Source organism: Acinetobacter sp. CIP 64.7 (assembly GCF_000369745.1).
Lineage (GTDB): Bacteria > Pseudomonadota > Gammaproteobacteria > Pseudomonadales > Moraxellaceae > Acinetobacter > Acinetobacter fasciculus.
In genome coordinates this window covers 613,605-637,386 of record NZ_KB850179.1, presented here as the reverse complement: position 1 = coordinate 637,386, position 23,782 = coordinate 613,605, and the positions used below count along the sequence as shown (strand labels likewise).

Here is a 23,782-nt window from a genome sequence, read left to right as displayed (position 1 = left end):
AAAGATCAGGATTTATGAATATTGCGGTTGGGATTCAGCCTGATACATTTCCAGTGCATCATCCATGCTCATGCCTGCAGGCGGCGGAGGAATATCCACCGGCTTGGCCTGTTCATAGAACACGGCTTTGGCAGCTTTGGACTTGACCTGGTATTCAATATGCAAGGCTTCTTTACCAAAATAATCACGCAATTTGGCTAGGAGCTCATCCAGTGGGGCGACTTTCCAGTTGAGACCCAGATGCAGTTCAGTCGTGGCATACGGATAGTCCAGATATAGAATCACCGGAATATGTGCGGACATATCGACATTGCAATAAGGAGTCAGAATTTGCTGCAGGTCACGGCTCAAGCTCTTACTGAAATGCTCGGCTGTGAGGGTGATCTTGATGCTATTGGCACGTTTCTGGCGAATTTCATTCAGGCTAAATGCCTTGGTGAGGCGTCCCATCGGACGGTCAAAGCCTTCACGCTCATAGATTTCGCCTTCAATCACCACCACTTTATCGAGCTGGATAATCTCTTTAAAGCGGTTGAAGCGTTCGTGATTGGCTGAAATCTCAATCCGTGCCGTACCATCATCTAGGGTCATCATCATCCGGTTCGGGAAGTTGGCAATATCTACCACCAGTCCTGCAAACACGGTGGTTACACCACGGCGGGTCGGCGTTAGCTCATTGATCTGACTAGGCACAAAGGCTTTCAGCTCATTGCGATACACATCAATCGGGTGGCCGGTCAGATACAGACCAAGTGTGTCTTTCTCACCTTTCAGGCGAACTTCATCCGCCCAAGGTTTGACGGGTTTAGATGGCTTGCGCTGAACTTCTTCCACTTCGCCAAACAAGTCCATGATGCCGGTTTCACGGTTGGAACGTGCCTGTTCCGCAGCTTGAACCGCTTCAGGCAGTTGCGCCATCAGGTCGGCACGATCAATGCCTAAGCAATCCAGTGCACCTGAGCGAATCAGTGCTTCCAGGGTGCGCTTATTGATTTTTTTCAGGTCAATACGATGACAGAAATCAAATAAGTCACGGAATGGACCTTCTTGCGCACGTGAGTCAATCACCGATTGCATCGCCGCTTCACCGACGCCTTTGATTGCCCCCAGACCATAGACAATAGTTTGCTCATCAGTGGCATGGAATTGATACAGCGACATATTCACTGACGGCGGCAAAACTTCCAGATTATTCTTGCGACAGTCATCAATCAGAAATACCACGTTGTCGGTGTTCTGCATCTCCGAGGTCAATACCGCAGACAGGAATTCCGCCGGATAATGCGCTTTTAGCCATGCAGTTTGGTAAGCAACCAAAGCATAGGCAGCCGCATGCGATTTGTTAAAACCATAGCCGGCGAACTTTTCCATATAGTCGAAGATATGGTTGGCGGTAGCTTCATCAATGTCTTTTTTCGATGCACCTTCAATAAAGATCTGGCGCTGTTTGACCATCTCTTCCGGTTTTTTCTTACCCATGGCCCGACGTAACAAGTCCGCGCCACCGAGGGTATAGCCAGCACAGTATTGTGCAGCCTGCATGACCTGTTCCTGATACACCATAATCCCGTAGGTGGGTTCTAGTACGCCTTCAAGTAATGGATGCAAATATTCAAAATCACCACCATGCATCCGGTGAATAAAGTCAGGAATCAGATCCATCGGGCCTGGACGGTACAGCGACACGAAAGCAATAATTTCTTCAAACTTGCTCGGGCGTGCCTCTTTCAGCATCTTTTTCATGCCCACGGATTCAAACTGGAATACCGCGGTGGTGTTAGCATTGGCAAAGACCAGATATGCGTCTTTATCCTCAAGCGGGATATAGGCAATATCTAAAGGTTTATCCGCTTTGATGCGTTTATTAATATTTTTAACCGCATCTTCAATCACCGTCAGGTTACGCAAACCCAAGAAGTCAAACTTCACCAGACCTGCAGATTCGACATCGTCTTTATCGAACTGTGCCACGCGTCCGGTACCATCGGCATCACACATGACCGCAGAGAAATCGGTAATTTTGGTTGGCGAGATCACCACACCACCGGCGTGTTTACCGGTGTTTCGGGTAATACCTTCCAGTTTCAGTGCCATTTCCCAGATTTCGGCTGCATCGTCATGGTCTGGATTGGATGGATTGGTGACGATATCTTTAAGCTGGGGTTCAGCTTCTAGTGACTCAAGCAGGCTTAGACCTAAAGGCTTGGTCGGAATCATTTTCGAGATACGATCCGCCAAGCCATAAGATTTACCCAAAACGCGCGCAACATCACGAATCGCACCTTTGGCCGCCATAGTGCCGAATGTTGCAATCTGGGAGACCGCATCACGGCCATAGGTACGTGCTACATAGTCAATCACGCGGTCACGGCCTGCGATACAGAAATCGACGTCGAAGTCGGGCATCGAAACACGTTCCGGGTTCAGGAAACGTTCGAACAGCAGTTCATAACGCAGCGGGTCAAGATCGGTAATTTTTAAGCTATAGGCGACCAGTGAGCCTGCACCCGAACCACGGCCCGGACCTACCGGGACGCCGTTACTTTTCGACCACTGAATGAAGTCCATCACGATCAGGAAGTAGCCGGGAAATCCCATCGAGTTAATGATATTAATCTCGTATTCGATTCGCTCATCATAAGGCTTGCGAATCTCTGGCCAGTCTTCATCACGTTGTTCAGGCGGATACAGGAAATTCAGACGTTCTTCCAGACCTTCTTTGGACAAGTGTGCAAAGAAAGTATCAATGGTATGACCTTCAGGAATCGGATAATCCGGCAGAAAGTATTGACCCAGTCGCAATGTGACATTACAGCGTTTGGCAATGTGGTAGGTGTTCTCAATCGCAGAGGGAATATCCGAGAACAGCGCCGTCATTTCTTCAGCAGATTTGAAATATTGTTCAGGTGAATAGGTTTTAGGGCGGCGATTATCACCGAGCACGTAACCATCGGCAATACATACCCGCGCTTCATGCGCTTCATAATCGTCACGGGTCATGAAGTGCACATCATTATGTGCAACCACACCGATATTGTATTTTTTTGCCAGCTTCACGGCTTCCAGAATGAAGTTGTCTTCATCCGGACGATTGGTGCGGGTCAGGGCAAGATAAACACGATTGCCAAATTTTTCGACCCATTCTTCTAGCAGCGGTTCCGCTTTTTGCGGATTTGAACTCATCAGCATTTTGCCGACATCGGAATGCATGCCGAGCAGGGCAATCATGTCCTCAGACTGATTTAAAATCCATTGTTTTTGAACGCAGGGGATATCCAGTTGCTGACCACTGATAAAGCCTTCAGATACCAGTTCAGTCAGGTTGCGCCAGCCGGTATTGGTCATGGCCAATAAGGTCATGCGATGTTCGGCATCATTCAGGCGAATTTCGGAACCCAGAATCGGCTTGATTCCTTTGCCCAAACATTTGCCATAGAACTTGACGGCAGCATGCAGGTTAGAAAGATCCGTGAGCGCAAGGGCAGGCATCTGTTCTTTTTCGGCAGCTTTGACCAGGTCAGGTATCCGTACGATGGATTCAGTAATCGAAAATTCTGTATGAATACCAAGATGAACAAAGTGCATAGATGAGTCCCTGCTAAAACCATTGAATAGTTTAACATGGGATTTATTGTTTCAGTTTGAAAATGAGGGGAAATGGCTAACTTTTAGGTCAAGTTTGAATTTGATTTTTTAAGCTGATTATTTAGTTAGTTGTTAGAAGATATTTTCTTTTACTTTTGACGGGGCAAAAGTAACAAAACCCCTTTGTTGATCTGATGGCACTTCCATGTGCCACAGACCAACGGGCGACTTCCTGTCGCCGTGGCACGTATCAAATAGTTGCCGGACTTTACTTTGAAATAATGAGAAAGGGTTTGTAAGTATTAAAAACAATAAAACCCTCAAAAAGAGGGATTTATTCATACATAAAAACTAGCTTAACGAAGTCGGGATAACCAGTCACCGAGGCTTTGTACAATCTGCACCAGAATCAGTAATACGATCACCGTCATGATGACAACAGAGGTATCAAAACGCTGATAACCATAAGAAATCGCTAAGTCACCAATACCACCCGCACCGACTGCACCCGCCATTGCCGTGGCACCAATCAAACTGATGGTGGCGGTGGTCAGGTTAAGAATCAGGGAACTACGCGCTTCCGGCAGAATAAACTTAAATATAATCTGCATTGGCGTCGCGCCCATGGCTTGGGCAGATTCGATAATACCTTCATTCACTTCAAGCAAAGATGTTTCAATCAGGCGACCAATGTATGGGCCGACATAAATGGTCAATGGAACAATTGCTGCCCATGTACCAATCGATGTACCAACGATTAACTTGGTCAGTGGAATGACTGCAATTAGCAGGATAATAAACGGCAGCGAACGCAGCGCATTCACAATAGGATTGAGACCGTGATAAATCACACGATTCGGCAGAATTCCATTCGGACGTGTCACCAGCAGAGTAATCGCCTGAATGAAGCCCCAGATACAGCCAAACAGCATCGCGAAGAACACCATATGAAAGGTTTCTTGCAATGCTGTCACAAACTGATCTATCGACAGGGAGCTTTTCCAGAACGGCGCCGTGATCGTTGTCAGCCACTGTACAATTAAATCTCTCATGCCTGTACTCCCGCCTGATCGACTTGTACGCCGTGTTGTTCAAGGAATTTTATTGCTGCTTGAATTTCTTGTGCATCACCCAGTAGCTGAATAAACATCTGGCCAATCACCGTGCCATTAATTTCGGTCATATTGGCAAACAGAATATTTAAACTGATATCAAACTGTTTAATCACCGCTTGAATCACGGTTTCCTGTGCCGAGCTACCAAGGAATTTCAGGCAATAAATACTGTTGTGGTTCTGGTTTTCCAGATTATTCAGAATATTGACTGGTAAATGCTGCTGTAATACGGTCTGAATAAAATTCTTGGTCGTCGGGTGCTGGGGCTGACTGAATATTTGTAAGGTACTGCCGGTTTCAATCACATCACCTTTTTCCATCACGGCGACATAATCACACACGGTTTCAATTACATCCATTTCATGGGTAACCATAACAATGGTGATGCCTTGTTCTTCATTAATTTTTTTAAGTAGCTGTAGAACAGATTTGGTGGTTTGTGGATCAAGTGCAGAAGTCGCTTCATCACAGAGTAAAATTTTTGGATGATTGGCAAGGGCACGGGCAATACCAACACGCTGCTTTTGACCGCCAGACAATTCATCTGGAAAAGCATGACGTTTATGTTTTAGGTCAATAAAGTCTAATAATTCTTCGAGGCGCTTTTCCCGTTCTGCCTTGCTCCAGCCTAGGAGTTTCATGGGCATTTCGATATTGGCTGCCACGGTTTTGGTTTGCATTAAATTGAAATGCTGGAAAATCATGCCGATGCTGGCACGTTCTTGACGCAATGCTTTGGCATCCAGTGCGGTAAAATCTGTTCCGTTAATGATAATCCGGCCTGAACTTGGGCGCTCAAGCAGGTTGATCAGACGGATGAGGGTGCTTTTACCGGCACCACTATAACCGATGATGCCAAAAATACTGCCGGTTGGAATCTGAAGATTAATCTGATTCAAGGCATGCAAGGTTTGACCCTTAAGCTCATACTGTTTTGAAATATCTTTAAATTCAATCATAGTGTCAAAAACTGCATCACGGATAAAAAAACAGGCAAGAAATCGTCCTTGCCTGTTCTAAAAGTCTATTATAGTACTATTTTGATTCAGTTAAATACGTCACAGGTTTGTTTACCGCAACTTTAGTACCACCAAAATGTTCATCAACATATGCTTTTACTGCTGGCGTATGATACAACGCACCCACTTTTTGCAGTACTGGATCATTTTGACGATCTGCTGCAACCGCTAATACGTTGACGTTCATTTTTGTGCTTTGATCAATCGGCTCATAGTAAATCGCATCTTTCAATACGTTTAAACCACCTTCCATTGCCAAGGTATTGCCCAGCACAATCGCATCAACTTCATCTTTTACGCGTACTGCAGTCGCCATTTGAATGGGCTTAATCACGATTTGTTTTGCATTTTCGGTCACATCAGAAGTTGTACCTTTGACATTGTCAAAACCAGCCTTTAATTTAACCAGGCCTGCTGATTGTAAAAGTAATAATGCACGTGATTCGTTTGCGCCGTCATTCGGAATGGCAATGGTCGCACCGGTTTTAAACTCATTTAAAGATTTTACTTTGCTTGAGTAAATACCCATCGGCTCTAAATAAGTGGTAGATAGAGGTGCAATTTTGGCTGTGTTGGCATCGTTGTAAGCAACCATATAGGCATAAGACTGGAATGCATTCACATCGATTTCTTTGTTGGCTACTGCCGTGTTCATTGACACGTAGTCAGTGAAATTTTTCACATCAAGTTTGATGCCAGCTGCTTTGGTTTCAGGCAGTGTTGCGATATAACGCCATACGTCTGCATCTGAACCGGTCGACGCCATAGTTACAGTTTGAAGACCATTTGCATCTTTAGTTTGCGCTGCATCAGTAGCAGGCGCTTCCTGTTTACCACACCCAGTTAAAGTCAATACAGAGGCACTCAAGATAACGCCAAGTAACTTTTTCATGAAATTGTCCTAATTCTATTCTTGCCTAGAGTATAAGCATTTTTAAATCGTGTTAAATAAGAGTTTTATTACGATCTAAGTAGATAGCTTGATCATGGTTGAAGAAAGCTTGAAGTCGAAAGCTGCAAGCGTGCAACAACAATTCTGGTGAACTTGATCAAGTCAGAGGCAGCCCAAATCTGATGTATTTAATCTATTTGGAGAGAGAAAATAGATATTTTATAAGTACATGGCAAGGTTTGAGTGCTCTGAAGTTGCGGATATCATAGCAATAAATCTATATTCGATATACTGGATAAAAAAGCCTTGCTTATCTCTTTAGTCGAATATAAAAAAGATCTTTTAAACAAAATGTTAATTAAAACAATATATTATTTATATTGAAAATATAGTTTTAATGGATGTGTTTAAATAGTGATCTTTATAAGATTTTGTAAGATAGAAATATAAAAAATGCATATAGATAAATATAAAAAAATATCTGATTTTTTGGGAAATGAAGAAAATTCGATCATTAACGAGATAAATCTTTCCTTTATATTAACTAAGCGAGTCAGTATCTGATCTTGGTTTCCTCAGGTCATGATACTGCAAGCTTGTTTTAACAAAAGGGAATATACAGATAATCCGAACGCTGTTTTTCATAGAGTACGTGTCTACACAAGATATGATCGGCAGGTACAAGCGGATGGTCAAACTCTCCTACTTTTTCTAAGCCAATGTTTTGCATGACATGTTCTGATGGCGTATTGACGCATGCAGTAAAAGAAATAACTGTCTCGAGTCTTAGATTTCTAAAAGCATATTTCAGCACCGCTTTGGCTCCTTCAGTAGCATAGCCTTGATTCCAGTATTGCGGTAGCAAGCGCCAGCCAATTTCAGGTGCATCGGCAATTTTAAATTCAGATGGATGCACGTGTAAGCCGATAAAGCCAATAAATTCGCCTGTCGCTTTGAGTTCTACGGCAAAGAGTCCCCATCCACGCGTTTTAATAGCAGTACGAATACGTTCAAGAAAAGCGGTTGCCTCAGTCGCATCGAGTTTTTTAGGGAAGTAGCGCATGACCTCGTCATCTGCACACATTTGGATAAATGGCGCAGTGTCGGAGTCTTGCCATTGGCGCAGGATCAGGCGAGGGGTTTGAAGGTGAATAGTCATTAGGTATCTTAATTTGGTTACGATTTTTTAGTTTCGTTTAGGGATTTGCTCTTTAAACTCATTAAACTGTTTCGTTTTATAGTCCAAAGATATTATATCCTCGACTACGTCTAAAAATGTTTTTACCATTTCCTCTTCAGGTCTAAAGCCTCTATGGTTAGAAGCATTTCCACCCTCAATAATCGTATTTAATATTTCATATTGTGTCTTACTAATATGTTTGTCCTCTAACATTTTTTTTAGTTTTGTTTCAAACCCACCTTTATCGCCTACCTTTTTTACTAAGTATCTATCTACTAGAGTTCGAATTCCCGAAAGAGCTAAAATAAATAATCCTTGTTCATAAGCTTGAACGATTTCAAAGAAGAGCAACATATCATCTTTAGGTAGATTGAAAGACCATTTTTTCTCTAGCAATAAGGAGCTATTGAATCTAGGAAAGCTCATACTCTTTACATGGTAAGAATCAGATTTACCTGAAGTTTCTAAATCAGATTTAATCGAAGTGACTTTTTGTTTAAGATCCAAATCGATCTCTTTTATATGAAATGAATCTATATGTAAGGAGGGTGCATTGCATTTTTGGCATTGGGTAAATTGATAAGCATCGATGCTATAAGTCCATATAGATTTCGCTTGATTATTAGTTATATTTTTTGAAAAGCCTTCAATAGCTCTCGGATAGATTTTCAAATTTAATCTATTTTGTGGAGTATCGGGCTTACATTCCCAGCAGTATTTCCAAATATGCATATATTTAACATCTTATTTTAGTGATGTGGAAAAGAGTAAATTATTTATAGGTGTATGAATAGTTGTGTAGATTGTATAAGCAAATAAAAAACCCCGAAAGATTCGGGGTTTTTTATACTTAAATAAAATTAAGCATTTTCACGTGCAATCGCACGGTAACCAATATCTTTACGGTATTGAACGCCGTCGAATGTCACTTTTTTGCAAAGTTCTAAAGCTTTTGCTTGTGCTTCACCAATGGTATTACCCAGTGCAGTCACGCAAAGTACACGACCACCAGCAGTCACGATCTCACCATTTTCATTGGCTTTAGTACCTGCATGGAACACTTTCGCATCTGTCATTTCAGTGTCTAAACCTGAAATCACATCACCATTGCTAGACGTTTCAGGGTAGCCACGTGACGCAAGTACGATACCGACAGTCTTGCGCTCATCCCATTCAGCTTCCGCAGGTAAGTTACCTGCAATACCAGCTTCAACGAGATCCACCAAAGATGATTTTAAACGCATCATGATCGGTTGAGTTTCAGGGTCACCAAAACGACAGTTAAACTCGATTACTTTTGGTTGACCTTTGTCGTCAATCATCAAGCCAGCGTATAAGAAACCAGTGTAAACGTGACCGTCTTTTTTCATACCTTCAACGGTAGGACGCATCACTTCATTCATGGTTTTTTCAAACACATCAGCAGTCACAACAGGTGCAGGAGAGTAAGCACCCATACCGCCGGTGTTCGGACCTTGGTCGCCTTCAAAAATACGCTTATGGTCTTGCGATGTTGCCATTGGCAAGATGTTGTCGCCATCAATCATACAAATGAAAGATGCTTCTTCACCCGCAAGGAATTCTTCGATCACAACGCGAGAACCTGCATCGCCAAACTTGTTACCTGCAAGCATGTCATCAATTGCTGCAAATGCTTCTTGATTGGTCATGGCAACGATTACGCCTTTACCTGCAGCAAGACCATCAGCCTTGATCACGATTGGCGCACCATTTTTCTCAACAAATGCTTTCGCAGCATCTACTTCAGTAAATACGTCATAGAAAGCCGTTGGAATGTTATGGCGTTTAAGGAAGTGTTTAGCGAATGCTTTAGAGCCTTCAAGCTGCGCAGCAAATTGAGTTGGACCCCAAATTTTAACGCCAGCTTCACGGCATGCATCTACAACACCATTTACAAGTGGTGCTTCAGGACCAACAACCACTAAATCAACCGCATTGCTTTTTGCAAAGTCGATAATCGCAGCATTGTCTAAAATATTTAAGGCAACATTTTCGCATTTATTTTCTGTTGCAGTACCTGCATTACCCGGTGCTACAAATACTTTTGCGACTTTATCATCTTGCGCGATTTTCCATGCAAGTGCATGTTCACGACCACCATTACCCAAAACTAAAATATTCATTAAAAAAAATCCTTCTGAAATAGAATCCCCCTAAATCCCCCTTTGATAAAAGGGGGACTCCCTTCGCTCTACTATGATATAGAAAACCCTCCTTTATTAAGGAGGGCTAGGGAGGATTTAAAATTAATTAGTGACGGAAGTGACGCATACCAGTAAACACCATTGCAATACCAGCTTCGTCAGCCGCAGCAATCGTTTCTTCATCACGCATAGAACCACCCGGTTGGATAATGCATTTGATACCCGCTTTCGCAGCGTTATCAATACCATCACGGAATGGGAAGAATGCGTCAGATGCCATTACCGCACCTTCAACTACTAAGCCAGCATGTTCAGCTTTGATTGCAGCAATACGAGCTGAGTTTACACGGCTCATTTGGCCAGCGCCGACACCAATGGTTTGACGGTTTTTAGCATACACAATCGCGTTAGATTTTACGTATTTCGCTACTTTCCAAGCGAAGATCATGTCATCGATTTCTTGTTCAGTCGGCGCACGTTTGGTGACTACTTTAAGATCATCTTTAGTGATCATGCCCAAGTCTTGATCTTGAACTAACAAACCACCGTTTACGCGTTTGTAGTCAAGTTGCGATTGACGCGCATCGATTGCTGGAAGTTCGCCACATACAAGTACGCGTACGTTTTTCTTCGCGCCTGTTACTTCAAGAACGCCTTCAGCAACGCTCGGTGCAATGATCACTTCAACGAATTGACGATCTACAATCGCTTGTGCAGTTGCAACGTCTAATTCACGGTTGAATGCAATGATACCACCGAAAGCAGATTCAGGATCTGTTGCATACGCAAGATCATAAGCTGCTTGAATACCGTCTAAAGATACTGCAACGCCACATGGGTTAGCGTGTTTAACGATCACACAAGCAGGCTTCGCAAATGATTTCACACATTCAAGTGCTGCATCAGTATCTGCGATGTTGTTATAAGAGAGTTCTTTACCTTGAAGCTGTTTCGCTGTTGAAACAGAAGCTTCAGTCGCTGTGTCTTCTACATAGAATGCAGCAGCTTGATGCGGGTTTTCACCGTAACGAAGGTCTTGAACTTTGTTCAATTGAGTATTGAAAGTACGTGCAAATTTGTCTGCCTGACCTTCTTCTTTACCTACGCGAGCGCCTAAGTAAGATGCGATCATGCCGTCATATTGAGCAGTATGTTCAAATGCTTTTACTGCTAGGTCAAAACGAGTTGCATGAGATAAAGCACCCTCAGCTTTAAGCTCGGCAACGACAGTTGCATAGTCAGAAGCATTTACGATGATACCTACAGATGCATGGTTTTTTGCTGCAGCACGAACCATGGTAGGACCACCGATGTCGATGTTTTCGATAGCATCAGCAAGTGAACAGTTTGGTTTGGCTACCGTTGCAGCAAATGGATAAAGGTTTACAACGACTAAATCAATAGCATCAATGTTGTGTTCAGCCATCACAGCTTCGTCTAGACCACGACGAGCCAGGATACCCCCATGAATTTTTGGATGTAGTGTTTTTACACGGCCGTCCATCATCTCTGGAAAACCTGTATGCTCCGAAACTTCAACTACAGCCACATTATTGTCTTTCAACAATTTGTAGGTACCACCTGTAGATAAAATTTCTACCCCTAGAGCAGCAAGTTCTTGTGCAAATTCAACAATACCAGTCTTGTCAGACACAGAGATTAAAGCGCGTTTAATAGTCATGATCTTCGTCACAGTTTTCAAGGAACAGAATAAAACAAAATCAGCAATTTACAGGTTAAAAAAAATGCCTGCGGAAGCCGCAAGCATTTTATCATTTATTCACTCATTAAACCGTGAGCTTTTAACTTTTTACGTAAAGTACCACGGTTGAGTCCGAGAATCTCGGCAGCACGTGTTTGGTTACCACGTGTATATTCTAGAACTACAGATAGAAGAGGTTTCTCCATTTCTGCTAGCACCATGTCGTATACCTGAGATGGTTGCTCGCCCTGCAGTTGTGCAAAATAGTGGCGAACTGCGCGATCTACGTGGATACGTAAAGCAACATCAGATTGTGCAGTAAAAATAGGAGATTTGCTATTCATGCGAATTAATCCGAAAAACAGATATCACTTGGGTAAAGTGATATATAAAAGTGGTCTAGAAATTGAAATGAACTCCATTTTAGATCCTAAAACGGAAGTTCTAAAACTTAGTCATTACATTGAGCCTGTAGCTTGACACATCTCTGCGATTTGGTCGAAAAATAAGCGTAACAATAGTTAAAGTTTTGTTACTGACCAAAATCAAAACAAAAAAATCTGCACGATACGCAATAAATTTTATAGCGCATTAGGCAAGACTGTATTTGTTGTGAAAAAGTCGCGAGGAGTTGCAGCACATAGCTTTCGTGGCGCGTATCATACCATTGTCTAAGCAAAAGTGAGCAAGAAAACTGCATTTTTTTTAACTTTTTTTAATTTTTTAATGCTTTCTCAGCAGATTAGGGGCGAATTATTTCCAAAGTATAGCGATCAAAGCTTTTACGATCGACTGGAAGCTTAAATTTGAATTTAAACGGGCTGTTTTTTGGGATGCGCTGAATATTGACCAGACTTTCAATCAGGTACTCTTCGGAGGACAGGTTATAAGTTGCAATCACTTCACCGCGATGTTCCAGATTGATTCTTAAAATCGGTAAGGCCAGGCTACGGTCATGAAAATTGATCAGCTCACCGCTAAACTCAGCTTCATTATTACCGGTTGCCTTGATTTTGACTTTATTGGCCTGAATCAGTGTGTAGTATTTTTCCAGATTGGAACAATTAAACACTTCACAGGCAGTGTTAAAGGCCAGGCTCATAACGTGACTGTTTTTGATGTATTGCGGATTGAACCAGAAGAATTGAAACATCAGCAGGCTGAACAGTGACAGATTGAGTAAACTCCAGCCTATATAGTACATTGGCCCGCGTTTAGTCTGTTTTTCTGCCTGATCTTCCCAATTCATGCTCGGTAATACTGAAATTGGCTCGGTACTGAAATAATTCAGGTTATTTAAATAGGTTTCCAGGTCAATATTGGAATGTTCAACTTTTTGATCAAAAATCTGTAGCAGGCTATGACGATGCTGCTGATCCGTGTGATAAACACCTGGTCTATTTTGAGCATCAGTTTTGCTGAATTCGCTGGAGTTCGACTGAGCCTGAGACATTGGGGCGGTGACCGAATTCCGGGTTTCGGTCACCAAATGCGATAAGGCATTAAACGAAGTAGTACATTTGGGACAGCAAACCATACCCTGCGCAACGGTGAGTTGAGCAACTGTGACCTTATAGGTGGTGGAACAGGTAGGGCAATGGGTTCTTTTGTCACTCATGGATTATTTATAGGCTCATTCGTTCTTATGGCGTTTACCCGAGATACGGCACCAGTGCTCATCTCGTTTTTCTACCTCTAATATATCAAAATAATTTGAGTAAATGCTAGTAACATCAGCAACTTGCTCTTCAATCACTCCGGCAAGTGCGAACTGTCCCTCAGATTTGATTAAAGTTGCGAACTCAGGAGCCAGCATCATCAGTGGTGCTGCCAGAATATTGGCAACAAATACGTCAGCTTTGGTATTGCCGAGCTCATCTCTAAATTCTTCTGGCAGTCCGACATAAAGTTTGTCCAGTACGCCATTCAGTTCAGCGTTTTGCTGAGTCGCCAGTACAGCTTGTGGGTCGATATCAGTAGCATATGCTTTTTTCGCACCTAATAGCAGTGCAGCTACCGCGAGAATGCCTGAGCCACAGCCATAATCGATGACAATTTTATCTTTCACATTAATTTTGCCGAGCCATTGTAAGCACAGGAAAGTTGAAGCGTGGTTGCCTGTTCCGAAAGCCAGACCTGGATCAAGCTTGATGTTTACCGCATCGGCATCAGGTGCTTCCATCCACTCCGGTACGATCCAGTATTTATCAGCAATCTGAATAGGCTCATAGGCATCCATCCAGGTACGTTCCCAAGCCTGATCTTCAATCAGTTCATGACGGATCGGAGCATCTGGCATTTGTGTACGAATAAAGGTTTCTAGTGCGGCAACATCGATTTCTTCGCCTTCTTCCTGCGCATAAATACCGGTCACAATCACTTTATTCCAAAGTGGCGTTTCACCTGGAAGTGGTTCCAGCAAATCCTGGTTTTCAGCATCATCCAAAGTCACACTCACTGCGCCTAGCGAGCTGAGTAATGTCTCAGTAAAATCAACCTGAGCCTGTTCAACCGTAATATGAATTTGTAACCACTTCACAGAAATAACCTTTATACATTTTTCAAAAAGCTATTGTAACGGAAGTTCAGACTCAACGCTGCTATCTTCTTGATCCATTCCCAAAATAAAAAGGATGCCTGAAGCATCCTTTTAAGCGTTCCAGAGCTTATCTAATCCAGATTCGTTAAAGGTGTTTGCGCCGGGAGTGGTGCAAGCCGATTCAACAAGCTGCCAAAAATTGCAGCAAAGATATACATAAAGATAGAATAAACCGCGGCTGGCATTGCCACAGCAGCACTGCCAATCACGGTCAGGGCAATGGTCATGGCGAGGGTGCTGTTATGAATGCCAATTTCAAATGCACTGGCACGGGCTTGAGCGCTATTAATATTCAGTAGTCGTGGAATCAGATAACCAATACTCAGGCTCAAGGTGCAGAATAAGGCAGTCGCTAGACCAACCTGGGTCAAGTATTCGCCGATATTTGTGCGTTCTTTAATAAGTGTGGCAATAATAATCAGCACCAAAAAGCCAATCGAAAAAATCCGCAGCGGCCGATTCAGTTTTGCTGTCACGCCTGGAGCATAGCGCCGAATTAACATGCCAATGCCCACTGGAATAAGGATGATCGCGAAGACTTGTAAAATCTTGCCGAATTGCAGGCCAACTTGCTGGCTATCCTGCATAAAATGCATGATCGAAAAATTAATAATTAAAGGTAAGGTAATTGCTGCGATGACTGAGTTGATAGCAGTCAAAGTGATATTGAGGGCTAAGTCACCTTTAAACAAATAGCTAAACAGGTTGGCCGTTGCACCCCCGGGCGAAGCCGCCAGGAGCATCAACCCGACCGAGAGCAATGGGGTTAAAGCGAATAGTTTGCAAAGCAAAAAGGCAATGCCAACCAGAACAACCAGTTGGCAGAACAATGCTATAAATACGGCTTTGGGGTGGCGAGTGACACGGCTAAAGTCCCGAGGCGTCAGTTCAAGGCCCAGTCCCATCATGATGATTGCAAGTGCCAGCGGCAGTAATATCGTTATAAGGCCAGAATCCATCTGTATGCTCCTTGTCGAAAATTGTTTTAATACTTCTGATTTTCTTTAGAAAAGCATACAGCCTTATAGCAGAATCAGCCAAATAAATTACAAATCTGATAAACGACTTTTATTGCTATACACCACTTGCTGGCGACTAATCAGCACACCGAAAATAGTGGCGAAACTGTACATGAAAATTGTATAAATGCCTGCAGGAATAGCCATCGTGACATTATTTAAGACCGATATCGCAATCGTCAGTGCAATGGCAGTGTTATGAATGCCAATTTCAAAGGTACAGGCGCGTGCCATTTTCTCTGGAATACCCATGAGTAAAGGAATGCAATAGCCAATAAACAGGCTGGAAAAACATAAAATCGCAGTTGCTGCACCAATATTGGCAAAGTATTCGACCAAATTCGAACGTTCTCTGAAAATGGCGAATATCAATAGGATGGTTAGAAAACCGATAGAGAGTAAGCGCATGGGCCTGCTGACAGTAATTGACAGGTTTGGAAATTTGGCCCGAAGCAGCATACCCATGATCACGGGAATCAAGGTAATTAAAAACACCTGCACAATCTTTTCAGCTGGAAAAGTCACGTTTGAGTCATGACTCATAAAGTAGTGTAAGGATAGATTGATAATAAAGGGTAGGGTAAAAATAGAAATGATGGTATTAATGGCGGTTAGAGTAATATTCAGTGCCACATCACCTTTATATATGTAGCTAAACAGGTTCGCGGTTGGGCCGCCAGGTGAGGCGGCTAGCAACATCAGACCTACAGCAAGCAAAGCGGGCAAGTCCAAAATCAGACAAATAAAAAAAGCAATGCTGGGTAACAGTACTAACTGCGCAAATAAAGTAATAAAAATGACTTTAGGATAGCGACTTAAGCGCAGGAAATCTTTGATGGTAAGTTCTAGCCCCAGCCCCATCATCATGATTGCCAATGTAATTGGCAAAAAAACGCTAAAAAACCCCGAATCCATGAATTTGCCTTTTTATTATACATTTATAGATATATTTTGAGTTTAGCCTAGATGAATAAATAAGTAATAAAAAACGGGCAAAATGCAGTCACTTTGCCCGTCAAAACTTTTACTTGAAATCTAAACTATTTAGATATATATCGGCTACATACCTGGCTGGCCTTGCATTGGTGAGTCAGGCTGTGCTGGCTGGTTCATCTGATGCTGCATTGGTTGGCTTTGCATCGGTGGCTGCATTGGCTGACTTTGCATCTGAGATTGTCCCTGAGGGCGTGGTGGCATAAAGCCTAATGCACATTTACCTTTGACTTCGGCACCATTAATGGTGGCAGTGGTTGCACCACTGTTGCCGCTACAAGTACTCATGAGTTCGGCTTCATCGCCTTTGATTGAAGCGTTTTTGGATGAAGCGAAAAACTGCGGTTCACAGGTACCATTCCAGATAATGCCGCGATGGGCAAAACTGACTTGTGCACCTTGGGATTTGCCTTTACAAACCTGTTGGTACTTTTGTGTATTATAAATGGTTTCGACCTTATCATTCGCTGATGCAGCAAACGGCGCAAAACATAAACCACATAGAACGGTTGAGAGGAAAATATTCTTATTCATCTTTTATACCTTTGTTTGTAATGTAACCAACATATAGATTAAAAAATGCGCGAGATTAAACAATGCAAATCGAGTAAATTTCTCAGCTTATATGTTTAATTTATATAGTTCCTCTGCAAAGTTAAATTACAGCGCTTTATTGTTATGCGAGTTAAGTGCGATTTATCTCAGGATAAATTCAACTGAATTTGTCTACTTTAGAGTGAAATTTGCTATAATGCTCAGCTATTCTTTTTTATCTCTCAATTACCACTATGCATTATCCTAAAGTATACGATGTCATTGTTATCGGTGGCGGTCACGCCGGTACGGAAGCGGCTCTGGCTGCAGCGCGTATGGGTCGACAGACTTTACTCTTAACTCATAACATTGAGACTTTAGGGCAGATGAGCTGTAACCCGGCCATCGGTGGTATTGGTAAATCGCATTTGGTGCGTGAAATTGATGCCTTGGGCGGTGCGATGGCACTGGCTGCCGATAAAGGCGGTATTCAATTCCGTATTTTGAACTCGCGTAAAGGTGCTGCAGTACGTGCAACACGTGCGCAGGCGGACCGTGTACGTTATAAAGCGGCTATTCGCGAAACATTAGAAAACCAAGCAAACCTTGATATTTTTCAGCAAGCCGCAGATGACCTGATTGTTGAAGGCGATACCGTTAAAGGTGTGGTTACCCAAATGGGTATCCGTTTTGATGCGAAAACTGTGGTGCTGACAGCAGGTACATTCTTAGGTGGTGTCATCCACGTTGGTCTGGAGAAATCTAGCGGTGGTCGTGCGGGTGATCCGCCGTCAATTTCCTTGGCACATCGTTTGCGTGAACTTCAACTTCCAGTGGGTCGTTTAAAAACAGGTACACCACCACGTATTGACGCGCGTTCAGTGGATTTCTCTGTGATGACACCACAGCCGGGTGATTTCCCATCTCCGACCATGTCATTCATGGGGGATGTGTCTATGCATCCTGAGCAGGTAAATTGCTATATCACGCATACCAATGAACGCACGCATGAAATCATTCGTGGCGGTTTAGACCGTTCACCGATGTACACGGGTGTGATCGAAGGTGTTGGACCACGTTATTGCCCATCGATTGAAGATAAGATTCACCGTTTTGCCGATAAAGATTCTCACCAAGTCTTCTTGGAGCCTGAAGGCTTGGATACACATGAGCTTTATCCAAATGGTATTTCGACTTCTTTACCGTTCGACGTTCAGTTTGAACTGGTTCGCTCGATCCGTGGTATGGAAAATGCGCACATTCTTCGTCCGGGCTATGCCATTGAATACGATTACTTCAACCCACAAGCGTTGAAATTTACCCTTGAAACCAAAGCAATTAATAACTTGTATTTCGCCGGTCAAATCAACGGCACAACCGGTTATGAAGAAGCGGGTGCGCAGGGTTTGCTTGCAGGCTTGAACGCTGCACGCCGTGCTTGGGATCAGGAGCAATGGACGCCAAAACGTGATGAAGCATACATGGGTGTTCTGGTCGATGACCTGATCACATTAGGTACCAAAGAACCATACCGTATGTTCACCTCACGTGCCGAATACCGTTTGATGCTGCGTGAAGATAACGCAGATCAGCGTTTAACAGCCATTGGTCGTGAAATGGGTCTGGTGGATGACGCGCGTTGGGCAGTGTACTGTGAGAAAATGGAAGCAGTGGAAAAAGAAACAGGCCGTTTGCAACACTTGTGGGCCGCACCAAATAACCCAATGGGCAAGAAATTCGTTGAGATGACCGGTGCAGACCTGTCTAAAGAATGTTCGGCGATTGATTTGTTGAAACGTCCAAACATTTCATTTGCTCAAATTGCAGAGTTAACCAATTCTGAAGTATCACCATTTGTCGGTGAGCAAATTGAAATTGCAGTGAAATATGCGGGTTATATTAATCGTCAGCATGAAGACGTCGCACAAATGAAACGTCTTGAAGAAACCCGTATTCCTGCGGATTTCGATTATGACATCGTGTCAGGTCTGTCCCGTGAAATTACCCTGAAACTGAAAGATGTTCGTCCTGAAACATTGGCGCAAGCCAGTCGTATTCCAGGTGTAACCCCTGCAGCAGTTCAACTGGTGATGATTACAATTCGTAAGAATGCACAAGCAAAGAAATCTGCTTAAGATTTTGCGCTAAAAAAGCCCGCATTAAGCGGGCTTTTTATCGGCTTGTAGTTTTGTATAAGTTTTGACTATCGTTGAATTAAAAATAACTACTATTAAATTAAGTTATTGATAAATATATATAATAAATATTATCAAGATGTATTAAGTCTATAAATACAATCTTTTAGGTCTAATTTAGATGATATTTACACATGCTGATGTGCTTAAACCCGACTATTGTCGTGCTATTTCTCTATTAAGATTAGGTTAAGAATAATGCAACGGATCGTCAGACTATTAAACGGTTTGTGAATTATTGATGGAGATCAGTCATGGCACAGTCATACAGCGAAAAAGCCCAAAAAATATTAACGATATTCTTATGTTTCTGGGTCGCATTTTTTGAAGGTTTTGACCTTCAAGTTCCCGGGATTGCGGCGAAAGGAATTGCAGCAAGCTTTGGTTTAGATCAAATCCAAATGGGCTATGTATTTAGTCTGGGTGTCTTTGGAATGCTGTTTGGCGCATTCTTTGGCGGACGTATTGCAGATTATCTAGGACAAAAGAAAGTCCTAATGCTTTCTGTGACTATTTTTGGTCTGTTCATGTCGTTGACTGCAATTGCGCCAAGCATCGAAGTTTTATATGCAGCGCGTTTCTTTACTGGTTTGGGTTTAGGTGCGGCAATGCCAACCATGATTTCAGTCGTCGGTGATGAAGCAACGGAAGCCAACCGTGGCAAGCTAAATAGTCTGATGTATTGTGGTTTGCCGGTAGGGGCGATCTTTGTTGCCGGTCTGGCCATGTTGCTTCCGGAGATTCAATGACAAACCTTGTTCCTGATTGGGGGATTAACGCCTTTAGCACTGATTCCATTGATGGCATTTATTCTTAAAGATAAGCCTAAAGTGAATGCGGAAGTACCGGTTTCTGGCGAAGCTGTGCCGGGAATGGCTGAGGTGTTGTTCAAGCAGCGACAGTATAAAAATACAGTGCCTCTTTGGGTTGGCTTCTTTTTTACCTTGATGATCAATTATATTTTGATTAGCTGGTTGCCAAATTTACTTATGGAACAAGGTTTGCAGAAACAGCAGGCATTTTTGGTGATGTTGGTGTTCCAGGTGGGCGCTGTCATTGGAACCCTAAGCCTGGGTTATTTACTGGACCTTTTAAAGCTCTGGCAAATGGCGACTATCATTTATAGTGGCTTGTTTGTTGCCTTGGTATTGCTATTCACCACAACTTCTATTCCGTTATTAATTTTGGCGGGAGTCATGGGGGGTATTTTCTCTACAGGTGGCCAATCTATTCTGTATGGGATCTCACCAATTTTTTATTCAGGCGCAGGTAAAGTCACCGGTGTGGGTAGTGCGATCTCTCTAGGACATTTAGGGGCGATGACTGGACCATTATTAACTGGAAAAATTCTGGCATTAGGTTTGGGAACGACGGGCATTCTTGTGGCAAGTTTGCCAGCAGTGGTCGTATCGGCAGTAGCTGTCACCGCACTATCACGTTATAAGGCTGCTCATAAGTAATTGATCATTGATATCTGTCAATACAAAAAGGGAATCTGAAGATTCCTTTTTTTATCGTCGAGGTTTTTAATTGAATAAAGTCAGTCCATAAAATTTGCTAAAATATACGGATAGTAAACAGATTGATTTTTATATGGCTTATCAACTTATTCCACTCTCGATTCAGGCCACTGATAATATTGCCTGTCCACATTGTCAGCACAACGTGATTGATTGGGCAGAAGAGCAGTATGTGCAACCTTGTGAACATACCCTGTTTATTGCCATGGATATTGGCTTTGAATATATGACGGATGAATTCGAGCACAGCATGCCGCGTTCTGTAGATGATCTGCATGCCAATGATGATCAGGTGAATATGCTGGATGAAATCACCCAAGCGACTTATTCAAATTATCTGATATATAAGTCTGATCTGGGCATAGATGGGTATTTCCGCTATGTGGGTTTTACTGCATAAATCATCATCAATAAAAAAGCGCCAATCGGCGCTTTTTTATATGGAAAGATTAACTTTCTATTTCTTCTTCGATTTCATCATCCGTAGTATCCATGCCCAATTCTTTAAGCTTGCGCGTTAAAGTGTTGCGACCCCAACCTAAAAGTTCTGCGGCATGACGTTTACGGCCACGGGTTTGTTGCAAGGCTGCATTGATCAAGGTGCGTTCAAACATTGGCGTCGCAACATCCAGAAGTTTCATTTCACCATTTTTGAGTTTCTGCATCGCCCATTGACCCAGCAATTCATCCCAGTGATGCGGTGCGATCTGGTTCAGCGTTGGAATTGGCGCACCCGGATCCTGCTGATGAATTGGAATCTGTTTCAGCTCAGGTGGCAAGTCTTCAGGATAGACTTCACGACCTGTGATCATGACAGTCAGCCAGCGACAGGTATTTTCAAGTTGACGCACATTACCTTGCCATGGCAATTTCTGCATATATTCTTGGGTTTCAGGACGTAATATCTTTGGATTGACCCCAAGTTCCTTTCCGGCACGCGCCAGAAAATGCTGCGCCAGCATCGGAATATCTTCACTGCGATGTGCCAGTTTTGGAATATGAATACGAATTACATTCAGTCGATGATACAAGTCTTCACGGAAACGACCATCATGAACCAGTTTTTCCAGATCCTGATGTGTCGCTGCCACGATACGCACATCGACCTTAACCGGAATATGACCGCCAACTCGGTAGAACTCTCCATCGGCTAGGACACGCAATAAACGGGTCTGGGTCTCAAATGGCATATCGCCAATTTCATCTAAAAACAGCGTACCGCCATTTGCCTGTTCAAAACGACCTTGGCGCTGGGTATTAGCACCGGTAAATGCACCTTTCTCATGGCCGAACAGTTCAGTTTCGATCAGGTCTTTTGGAATCGCCGCCATATTGAGGGCAATAAAAGGTTTTGAACTGCGTGGTGAATGACGATGCAGGGCATGAGCTACCAGTTCTTTACCTGTACCAGACTCACCATTAATCAACACGGTAATATGCGATTGTGATAAACGGCCAATGGCACGAAACACTTCCTGCATGGCAGGCGATTCACCAATAATTTCGGTAGATTGAATTGGTGGAGCCGCTTTTGCTGATTCTTGTTGCTGTAGCTTGGTGATATGTAAAATTGCACGATTTACCAGCGCCAGTGCTTCATCAATATCAAAAGGCTTAGGCAGATATTCAAAAGCACCAGTTTGATAGCTAGAAACAGCCGATTCTAAGTCTGAATGCGCCGTCATAATAATGACAGGTAGGTCAGGATAACTGTGTTTAACCTTGCCCAGGAAGGTAAGTCCATCAATACCCGGCATGCGGATATCGGTCAAAATCACATCGGGTGCTTCCAGACTCAGTTGGTCTAGTGCAGATTGTGCTTCTTCAAAACTGGTCACATCCAGACCTTCCTCTTTAAAGGTCTTTTCCAGTACCCAGCGCATGGCGCGATCGTCATCAATCACCCATATTTTATTTCGCGACATGATTCGACTCCCAAGGTAAATATAAGCTAAAGACGGTTTTTCCAGCCACGGACTGACACTCGATCATGCCGTTGTGCTGATGAATAATATTTTGAGCAATACTGAGGCCCAGTCCGGTACCTTTTGCGCGACTGGTGACCAGCGGATAAAACACCGATTCGATAATCTCTTCCGGCACACCTGGACCGTTGTCTTCAATATCAATCCTTACTACAGAGCGGTGAATCACCCCGTTAATGGTAAAGAGACGCTGAATCCGGGTTCTTAAAATCAGTTCCGGTTGATGTTCGACAAAGAACTCCTTGTTCTCGGTCATGGCCTGTACGGCATTGGCGCAAATATTCAAAATGACCTGAATCAATTGGTCGCGGTCTGCCAGAACTTCCGGTAAGGACAGGTCGTAATCCCGGGTAATCTTGATTTTCTTTTTGGTCTGATTGGCAATCAGTGAACGCACCCGTTCCAGAGGTTCATGCACATTGACCAGTTCATAGCTCGGAAGCTGGCGTGAACCGAGCATGGTATCGGCCAGATTTCTGAGTCGATCCACTTCGCTAATAATAATGTCGGTAAATTCTTTGTATTGTGGATCATTCAAACTGCGTGCCAGGAGTTGAGTCGCCCCGCGAATGCCACCCAAGGGATTCTTGATTTCATGCGCAACACCGCGAATCAGCTGACGCGCTACCTGATGCTGTTGCAGCAGATTTTCTTCACGCGAGATTTTTAACATGCGATCGCGAGGATTGAGTTCAATGAGCAGTAGCGGATGATAAGGTTTGCCCAGATTTAGCTGAGAAACAGTGTAGTCAACATGAATGTCTTTAAAGTTGACCAGAATAGTGGCTTCGCGGCGTGTATAAGGTTGTCCCGTACTTAAAGTATTATTCAGGGCTTCTTCTGTATTGAACTCATCTGTCGGGTTTTGCAGAATATTGAGTACGGATGTGCCGCTCGCGCGGAATAAGCTCACATCAAATAAGGCTTCACAGGCAGAATTCAGATAATAAATATTAAGATCGCGGTCTATCAATAAGATACACGTGGTCATATTGTCCACTAAAGCACGATAGTCGATCGGAATAATTTGATCCATTCGCGGGTTTGTTCCTGTATTAAAATGGCGCAATGGCATCTTCATAAAGCAATTTAATCAATTTTAAGTTCTGATTTGATGCAAGATGCACGCCAACTTTTATGACTAGAGATTATTTATTGCGATGAAATGCAGAAATGTGACAGAGCAACACAATTCATCTTAGATATAGCGGATTAAATTGAGGCTGTAAATCTAAAATGATTCATTTTGGTGCATTGGTAAGTATGTTGAATATTTTAT

At 43.1% G+C, this 23,782-nt stretch carries 18 protein-coding genes and 1 pseudogene; 3 read left to right on the top strand and 16 right to left on the bottom strand.

Features of this window, described 5'->3' with window-relative positions:
* Window positions 1-12 precede the first annotated feature (12 nt).
* The 14 genes from dnaE to F890_RS09350 form a co-directional block, all read right to left on the bottom strand.
* Window positions 13-3,585, bottom strand: a complete 3,573-nt coding sequence (gene dnaE / locus F890_RS09415) for a DNA polymerase III subunit alpha (RefSeq protein ID WP_005263087.1) — start codon at window positions 3,583-3,585, stop codon at window positions 13-15.
* Window positions 3,586-3,941: 356 nt separating this feature from the next.
* Entirely contained in the window at window positions 3,942-4,637 is a 696-nt protein-coding gene (locus tag F890_RS09410; protein WP_004279923.1) for a methionine ABC transporter permease, read from the bottom strand.
* Window positions 4,634-5,659, bottom strand: a complete 1,026-nt coding sequence (locus F890_RS09405) for a methionine ABC transporter ATP-binding protein (protein WP_005100878.1) — start codon at window positions 5,657-5,659, stop codon at window positions 4,634-4,636. The genes F890_RS09410 and F890_RS09405 overlap by 4 nt, the downstream gene beginning before the upstream one ends.
* Window positions 5,660-5,735: 76 nt before the next feature.
* Window positions 5,736-6,611, bottom strand: coding sequence for a MetQ/NlpA family ABC transporter substrate-binding protein (locus F890_RS09400; RefSeq protein WP_005100876.1), 876 nt, complete (start codon window positions 6,609-6,611; stop codon window positions 5,736-5,738).
* A gap of 601 nt (window positions 6,612-7,212) precedes the next feature.
* Window positions 7,213-7,770, bottom strand: coding sequence for a GNAT family N-acetyltransferase (locus F890_RS09395; RefSeq protein WP_005100874.1), 558 nt, complete (start codon window positions 7,768-7,770; stop codon window positions 7,213-7,215).
* A gap of 27 nt (window positions 7,771-7,797) precedes the next feature.
* The gene (locus F890_RS09390; protein WP_005266636.1) at window positions 7,798-8,523 is read right to left on the bottom strand and encodes a DUF4145 domain-containing protein; all 726 of its coding nucleotides are present in this window, start codon (window positions 8,521-8,523) and stop codon (window positions 7,798-7,800) included.
* Window positions 8,524-8,651: 128 nt separating this feature from the next.
* On the bottom strand, window positions 8,652-9,935 hold the full coding sequence (gene purD / locus F890_RS09385; protein ID WP_005266634.1) for a phosphoribosylamine--glycine ligase: 1,284 nt from the start codon (window positions 9,933-9,935) through the stop codon (window positions 8,652-8,654).
* Window positions 9,936-10,062: 127 nt separating this feature from the next.
* On the bottom strand, window positions 10,063-11,637 hold the full coding sequence (gene purH, locus F890_RS09380; protein WP_004646700.1) for a bifunctional phosphoribosylaminoimidazolecarboxamide formyltransferase/IMP cyclohydrolase: 1,575 nt from the start codon (window positions 11,635-11,637) through the stop codon (window positions 10,063-10,065).
* Window positions 11,638-11,732: 95 nt separating this feature from the next.
* On the bottom strand, window positions 11,733-12,002 hold the full coding sequence (gene fis, locus F890_RS09375; RefSeq protein ID WP_001086304.1) for a DNA-binding transcriptional regulator Fis: 270 nt from the start codon (window positions 12,000-12,002) through the stop codon (window positions 11,733-11,735).
* 398 nt (window positions 12,003-12,400) lie between these two features.
* Window positions 12,401-13,276: a DUF3426 domain-containing protein gene (locus F890_RS09370; protein WP_005263075.1), complete on the bottom strand. Its 876-nt coding sequence runs from the start codon at window positions 13,274-13,276 to the stop codon at window positions 12,401-12,403.
* Window positions 13,277-13,291: 15 nt separating this feature from the next.
* Window positions 13,292-14,197 (bottom strand): 50S ribosomal protein L11 methyltransferase, encoded by a 906-nt coding sequence (gene prmA, locus F890_RS09365; protein WP_005266631.1) that lies wholly within the window; start codon window positions 14,195-14,197, stop codon window positions 13,292-13,294.
* Between the two features lie 131 nt (window positions 14,198-14,328).
* Window positions 14,329-15,216 carry a bile acid:sodium symporter family protein gene (locus F890_RS09360; RefSeq protein WP_005266629.1) on the bottom strand — a complete coding sequence of 296 codons (888 nt, stop codon included), beginning with the start codon at window positions 15,214-15,216 and terminating at the stop codon, window positions 14,329-14,331.
* Between the two features lie 87 nt (window positions 15,217-15,303).
* Window positions 15,304-16,191: a bile acid:sodium symporter family protein gene (locus F890_RS09355; protein WP_005266618.1), complete on the bottom strand. Its 888-nt coding sequence runs from the start codon at window positions 16,189-16,191 to the stop codon at window positions 15,304-15,306.
* Between the two features lie 144 nt (window positions 16,192-16,335).
* Complete coding sequence (locus F890_RS09350; RefSeq protein ID WP_004646706.1) at window positions 16,336-16,803, bottom strand: hypothetical protein; 468 nt, start codon at window positions 16,801-16,803, stop codon at window positions 16,336-16,338.
* Window positions 16,804-17,057: 254 nt separating this feature from the next.
* Here F890_RS09350 and mnmG point away from each other — a divergent pair, with 254 nt between their 5' ends.
* The 3 genes and pseudogenes from mnmG to F890_RS09330 all read left to right on the top strand — a co-directional run bounded on the left by mnmG (window position 17,058) and on the right by F890_RS09330 (window position 20,918).
* On the top strand, window positions 17,058-18,938 hold the full coding sequence (gene mnmG, locus F890_RS09345) for a tRNA uridine-5-carboxymethylaminomethyl(34) synthesis enzyme MnmG (protein ID WP_004646707.1): 1,881 nt from the start codon (window positions 17,058-17,060) through the stop codon (window positions 18,936-18,938).
* Between the two features lie 314 nt (window positions 18,939-19,252).
* A pseudogene (gene mhpT, locus F890_RS19335) lies at window positions 19,253-20,458 on the top strand (3-(3-hydroxy-phenyl)propionate transporter MhpT).
* Between the two features lie 133 nt (window positions 20,459-20,591).
* On the top strand, window positions 20,592-20,918 hold the full coding sequence (locus F890_RS09330) for a hypothetical protein (RefSeq protein ID WP_004279890.1): 327 nt from the start codon (window positions 20,592-20,594) through the stop codon (window positions 20,916-20,918).
* 49 nt (window positions 20,919-20,967) lie between these two features.
* Here F890_RS09330 and glnG read toward each other — a convergent pair whose 3' ends face one another.
* Both glnG and glnL read right to left on the bottom strand, forming a co-directional pair.
* Entirely contained in the window at window positions 20,968-22,443 is a 1,476-nt protein-coding gene (glnG, locus tag F890_RS09325) for a nitrogen regulation protein NR(I) (RefSeq protein WP_004279889.1), read from the bottom strand.
* Window positions 22,430-23,539 carry a nitrogen regulation protein NR(II) gene (glnL, locus tag F890_RS09320; protein ID WP_005266616.1) on the bottom strand — a complete coding sequence of 370 codons (1,110 nt, stop codon included), beginning with the start codon at window positions 23,537-23,539 and terminating at the stop codon, window positions 22,430-22,432. The genes glnG and glnL overlap by 14 nt, the downstream gene beginning before the upstream one ends.
* Window positions 23,540-23,782: the final 243 nt, after the last annotated feature.

Excerpts from the sequence above, each read along its gene's own strand:
- dnaE (WP_005263087.1), bottom strand. The coding sequence starts at position 3,585 with ATGCACTTTGTTCATCTTGGTATTCATACAGAATTTTCGATTACTGAA.
- F890_RS09410 (WP_004279923.1), bottom strand. The coding sequence starts at position 4,637 with ATGAGAGATTTAATTGTACAGTGGCTGACAACGATCACGGCGCCGTTC.
- F890_RS09405 (WP_005100878.1), bottom strand. The coding sequence starts at position 5,659 with ATGATTGAATTTAAAGATATTTCAAAACAGTATGAGCTTAAGGGTCAA.
- F890_RS09400 (WP_005100876.1), bottom strand. The coding sequence starts at position 6,611 with ATGAAAAAGTTACTTGGCGTTATCTTGAGTGCCTCTGTATTGACTTTA.
- F890_RS09395 (WP_005100874.1), bottom strand. The coding sequence starts at position 7,770 with ATGACTATTCACCTTCAAACCCCTCGCCTGATCCTGCGCCAATGGCAA.
- F890_RS09390 (WP_005266636.1), bottom strand. The coding sequence starts at position 8,523 with ATGCATATTTGGAAATACTGCTGGGAATGTAAGCCCGATACTCCACAA.
- purD (WP_005266634.1), bottom strand. The coding sequence starts at position 9,935 with ATGAATATTTTAGTTTTGGGTAATGGTGGTCGTGAACATGCACTTGCA.
- purH (WP_004646700.1), bottom strand. The coding sequence starts at position 11,637 with ATGACTATTAAACGCGCTTTAATCTCTGTGTCTGACAAGACTGGTATT.
- fis (WP_001086304.1), bottom strand. The coding sequence starts at position 12,002 with ATGAATAGCAAATCTCCTATTTTTACTGCACAATCTGATGTTGCTTTA.
- F890_RS09370 (WP_005263075.1), bottom strand. The coding sequence starts at position 13,276 with ATGAGTGACAAAAGAACCCATTGCCCTACCTGTTCCACCACCTATAAG.
- F890_RS09360 (WP_005266629.1), bottom strand. The coding sequence starts at position 15,216 with ATGGATTCTGGCCTTATAACGATATTACTGCCGCTGGCACTTGCAATC.
- F890_RS09355 (WP_005266618.1), bottom strand. The coding sequence starts at position 16,191 with ATGGATTCGGGGTTTTTTAGCGTTTTTTTGCCAATTACATTGGCAATC.
- F890_RS09350 (WP_004646706.1), bottom strand. The coding sequence starts at position 16,803 with ATGAATAAGAATATTTTCCTCTCAACCGTTCTATGTGGTTTATGTTTT.
- mnmG (WP_004646707.1), top strand. The coding sequence starts at position 17,058 with ATGCATTATCCTAAAGTATACGATGTCATTGTTATCGGTGGCGGTCAC.
- F890_RS09330 (WP_004279890.1), top strand. The coding sequence starts at position 20,592 with ATGGCTTATCAACTTATTCCACTCTCGATTCAGGCCACTGATAATATT.
- glnG (WP_004279889.1), bottom strand. The coding sequence starts at position 22,443 with ATGTCGCGAAATAAAATATGGGTGATTGATGACGATCGCGCCATGCGC.
- glnL (WP_005266616.1), bottom strand. The coding sequence starts at position 23,539 with ATGGATCAAATTATTCCGATCGACTATCGTGCTTTAGTGGACAATATG.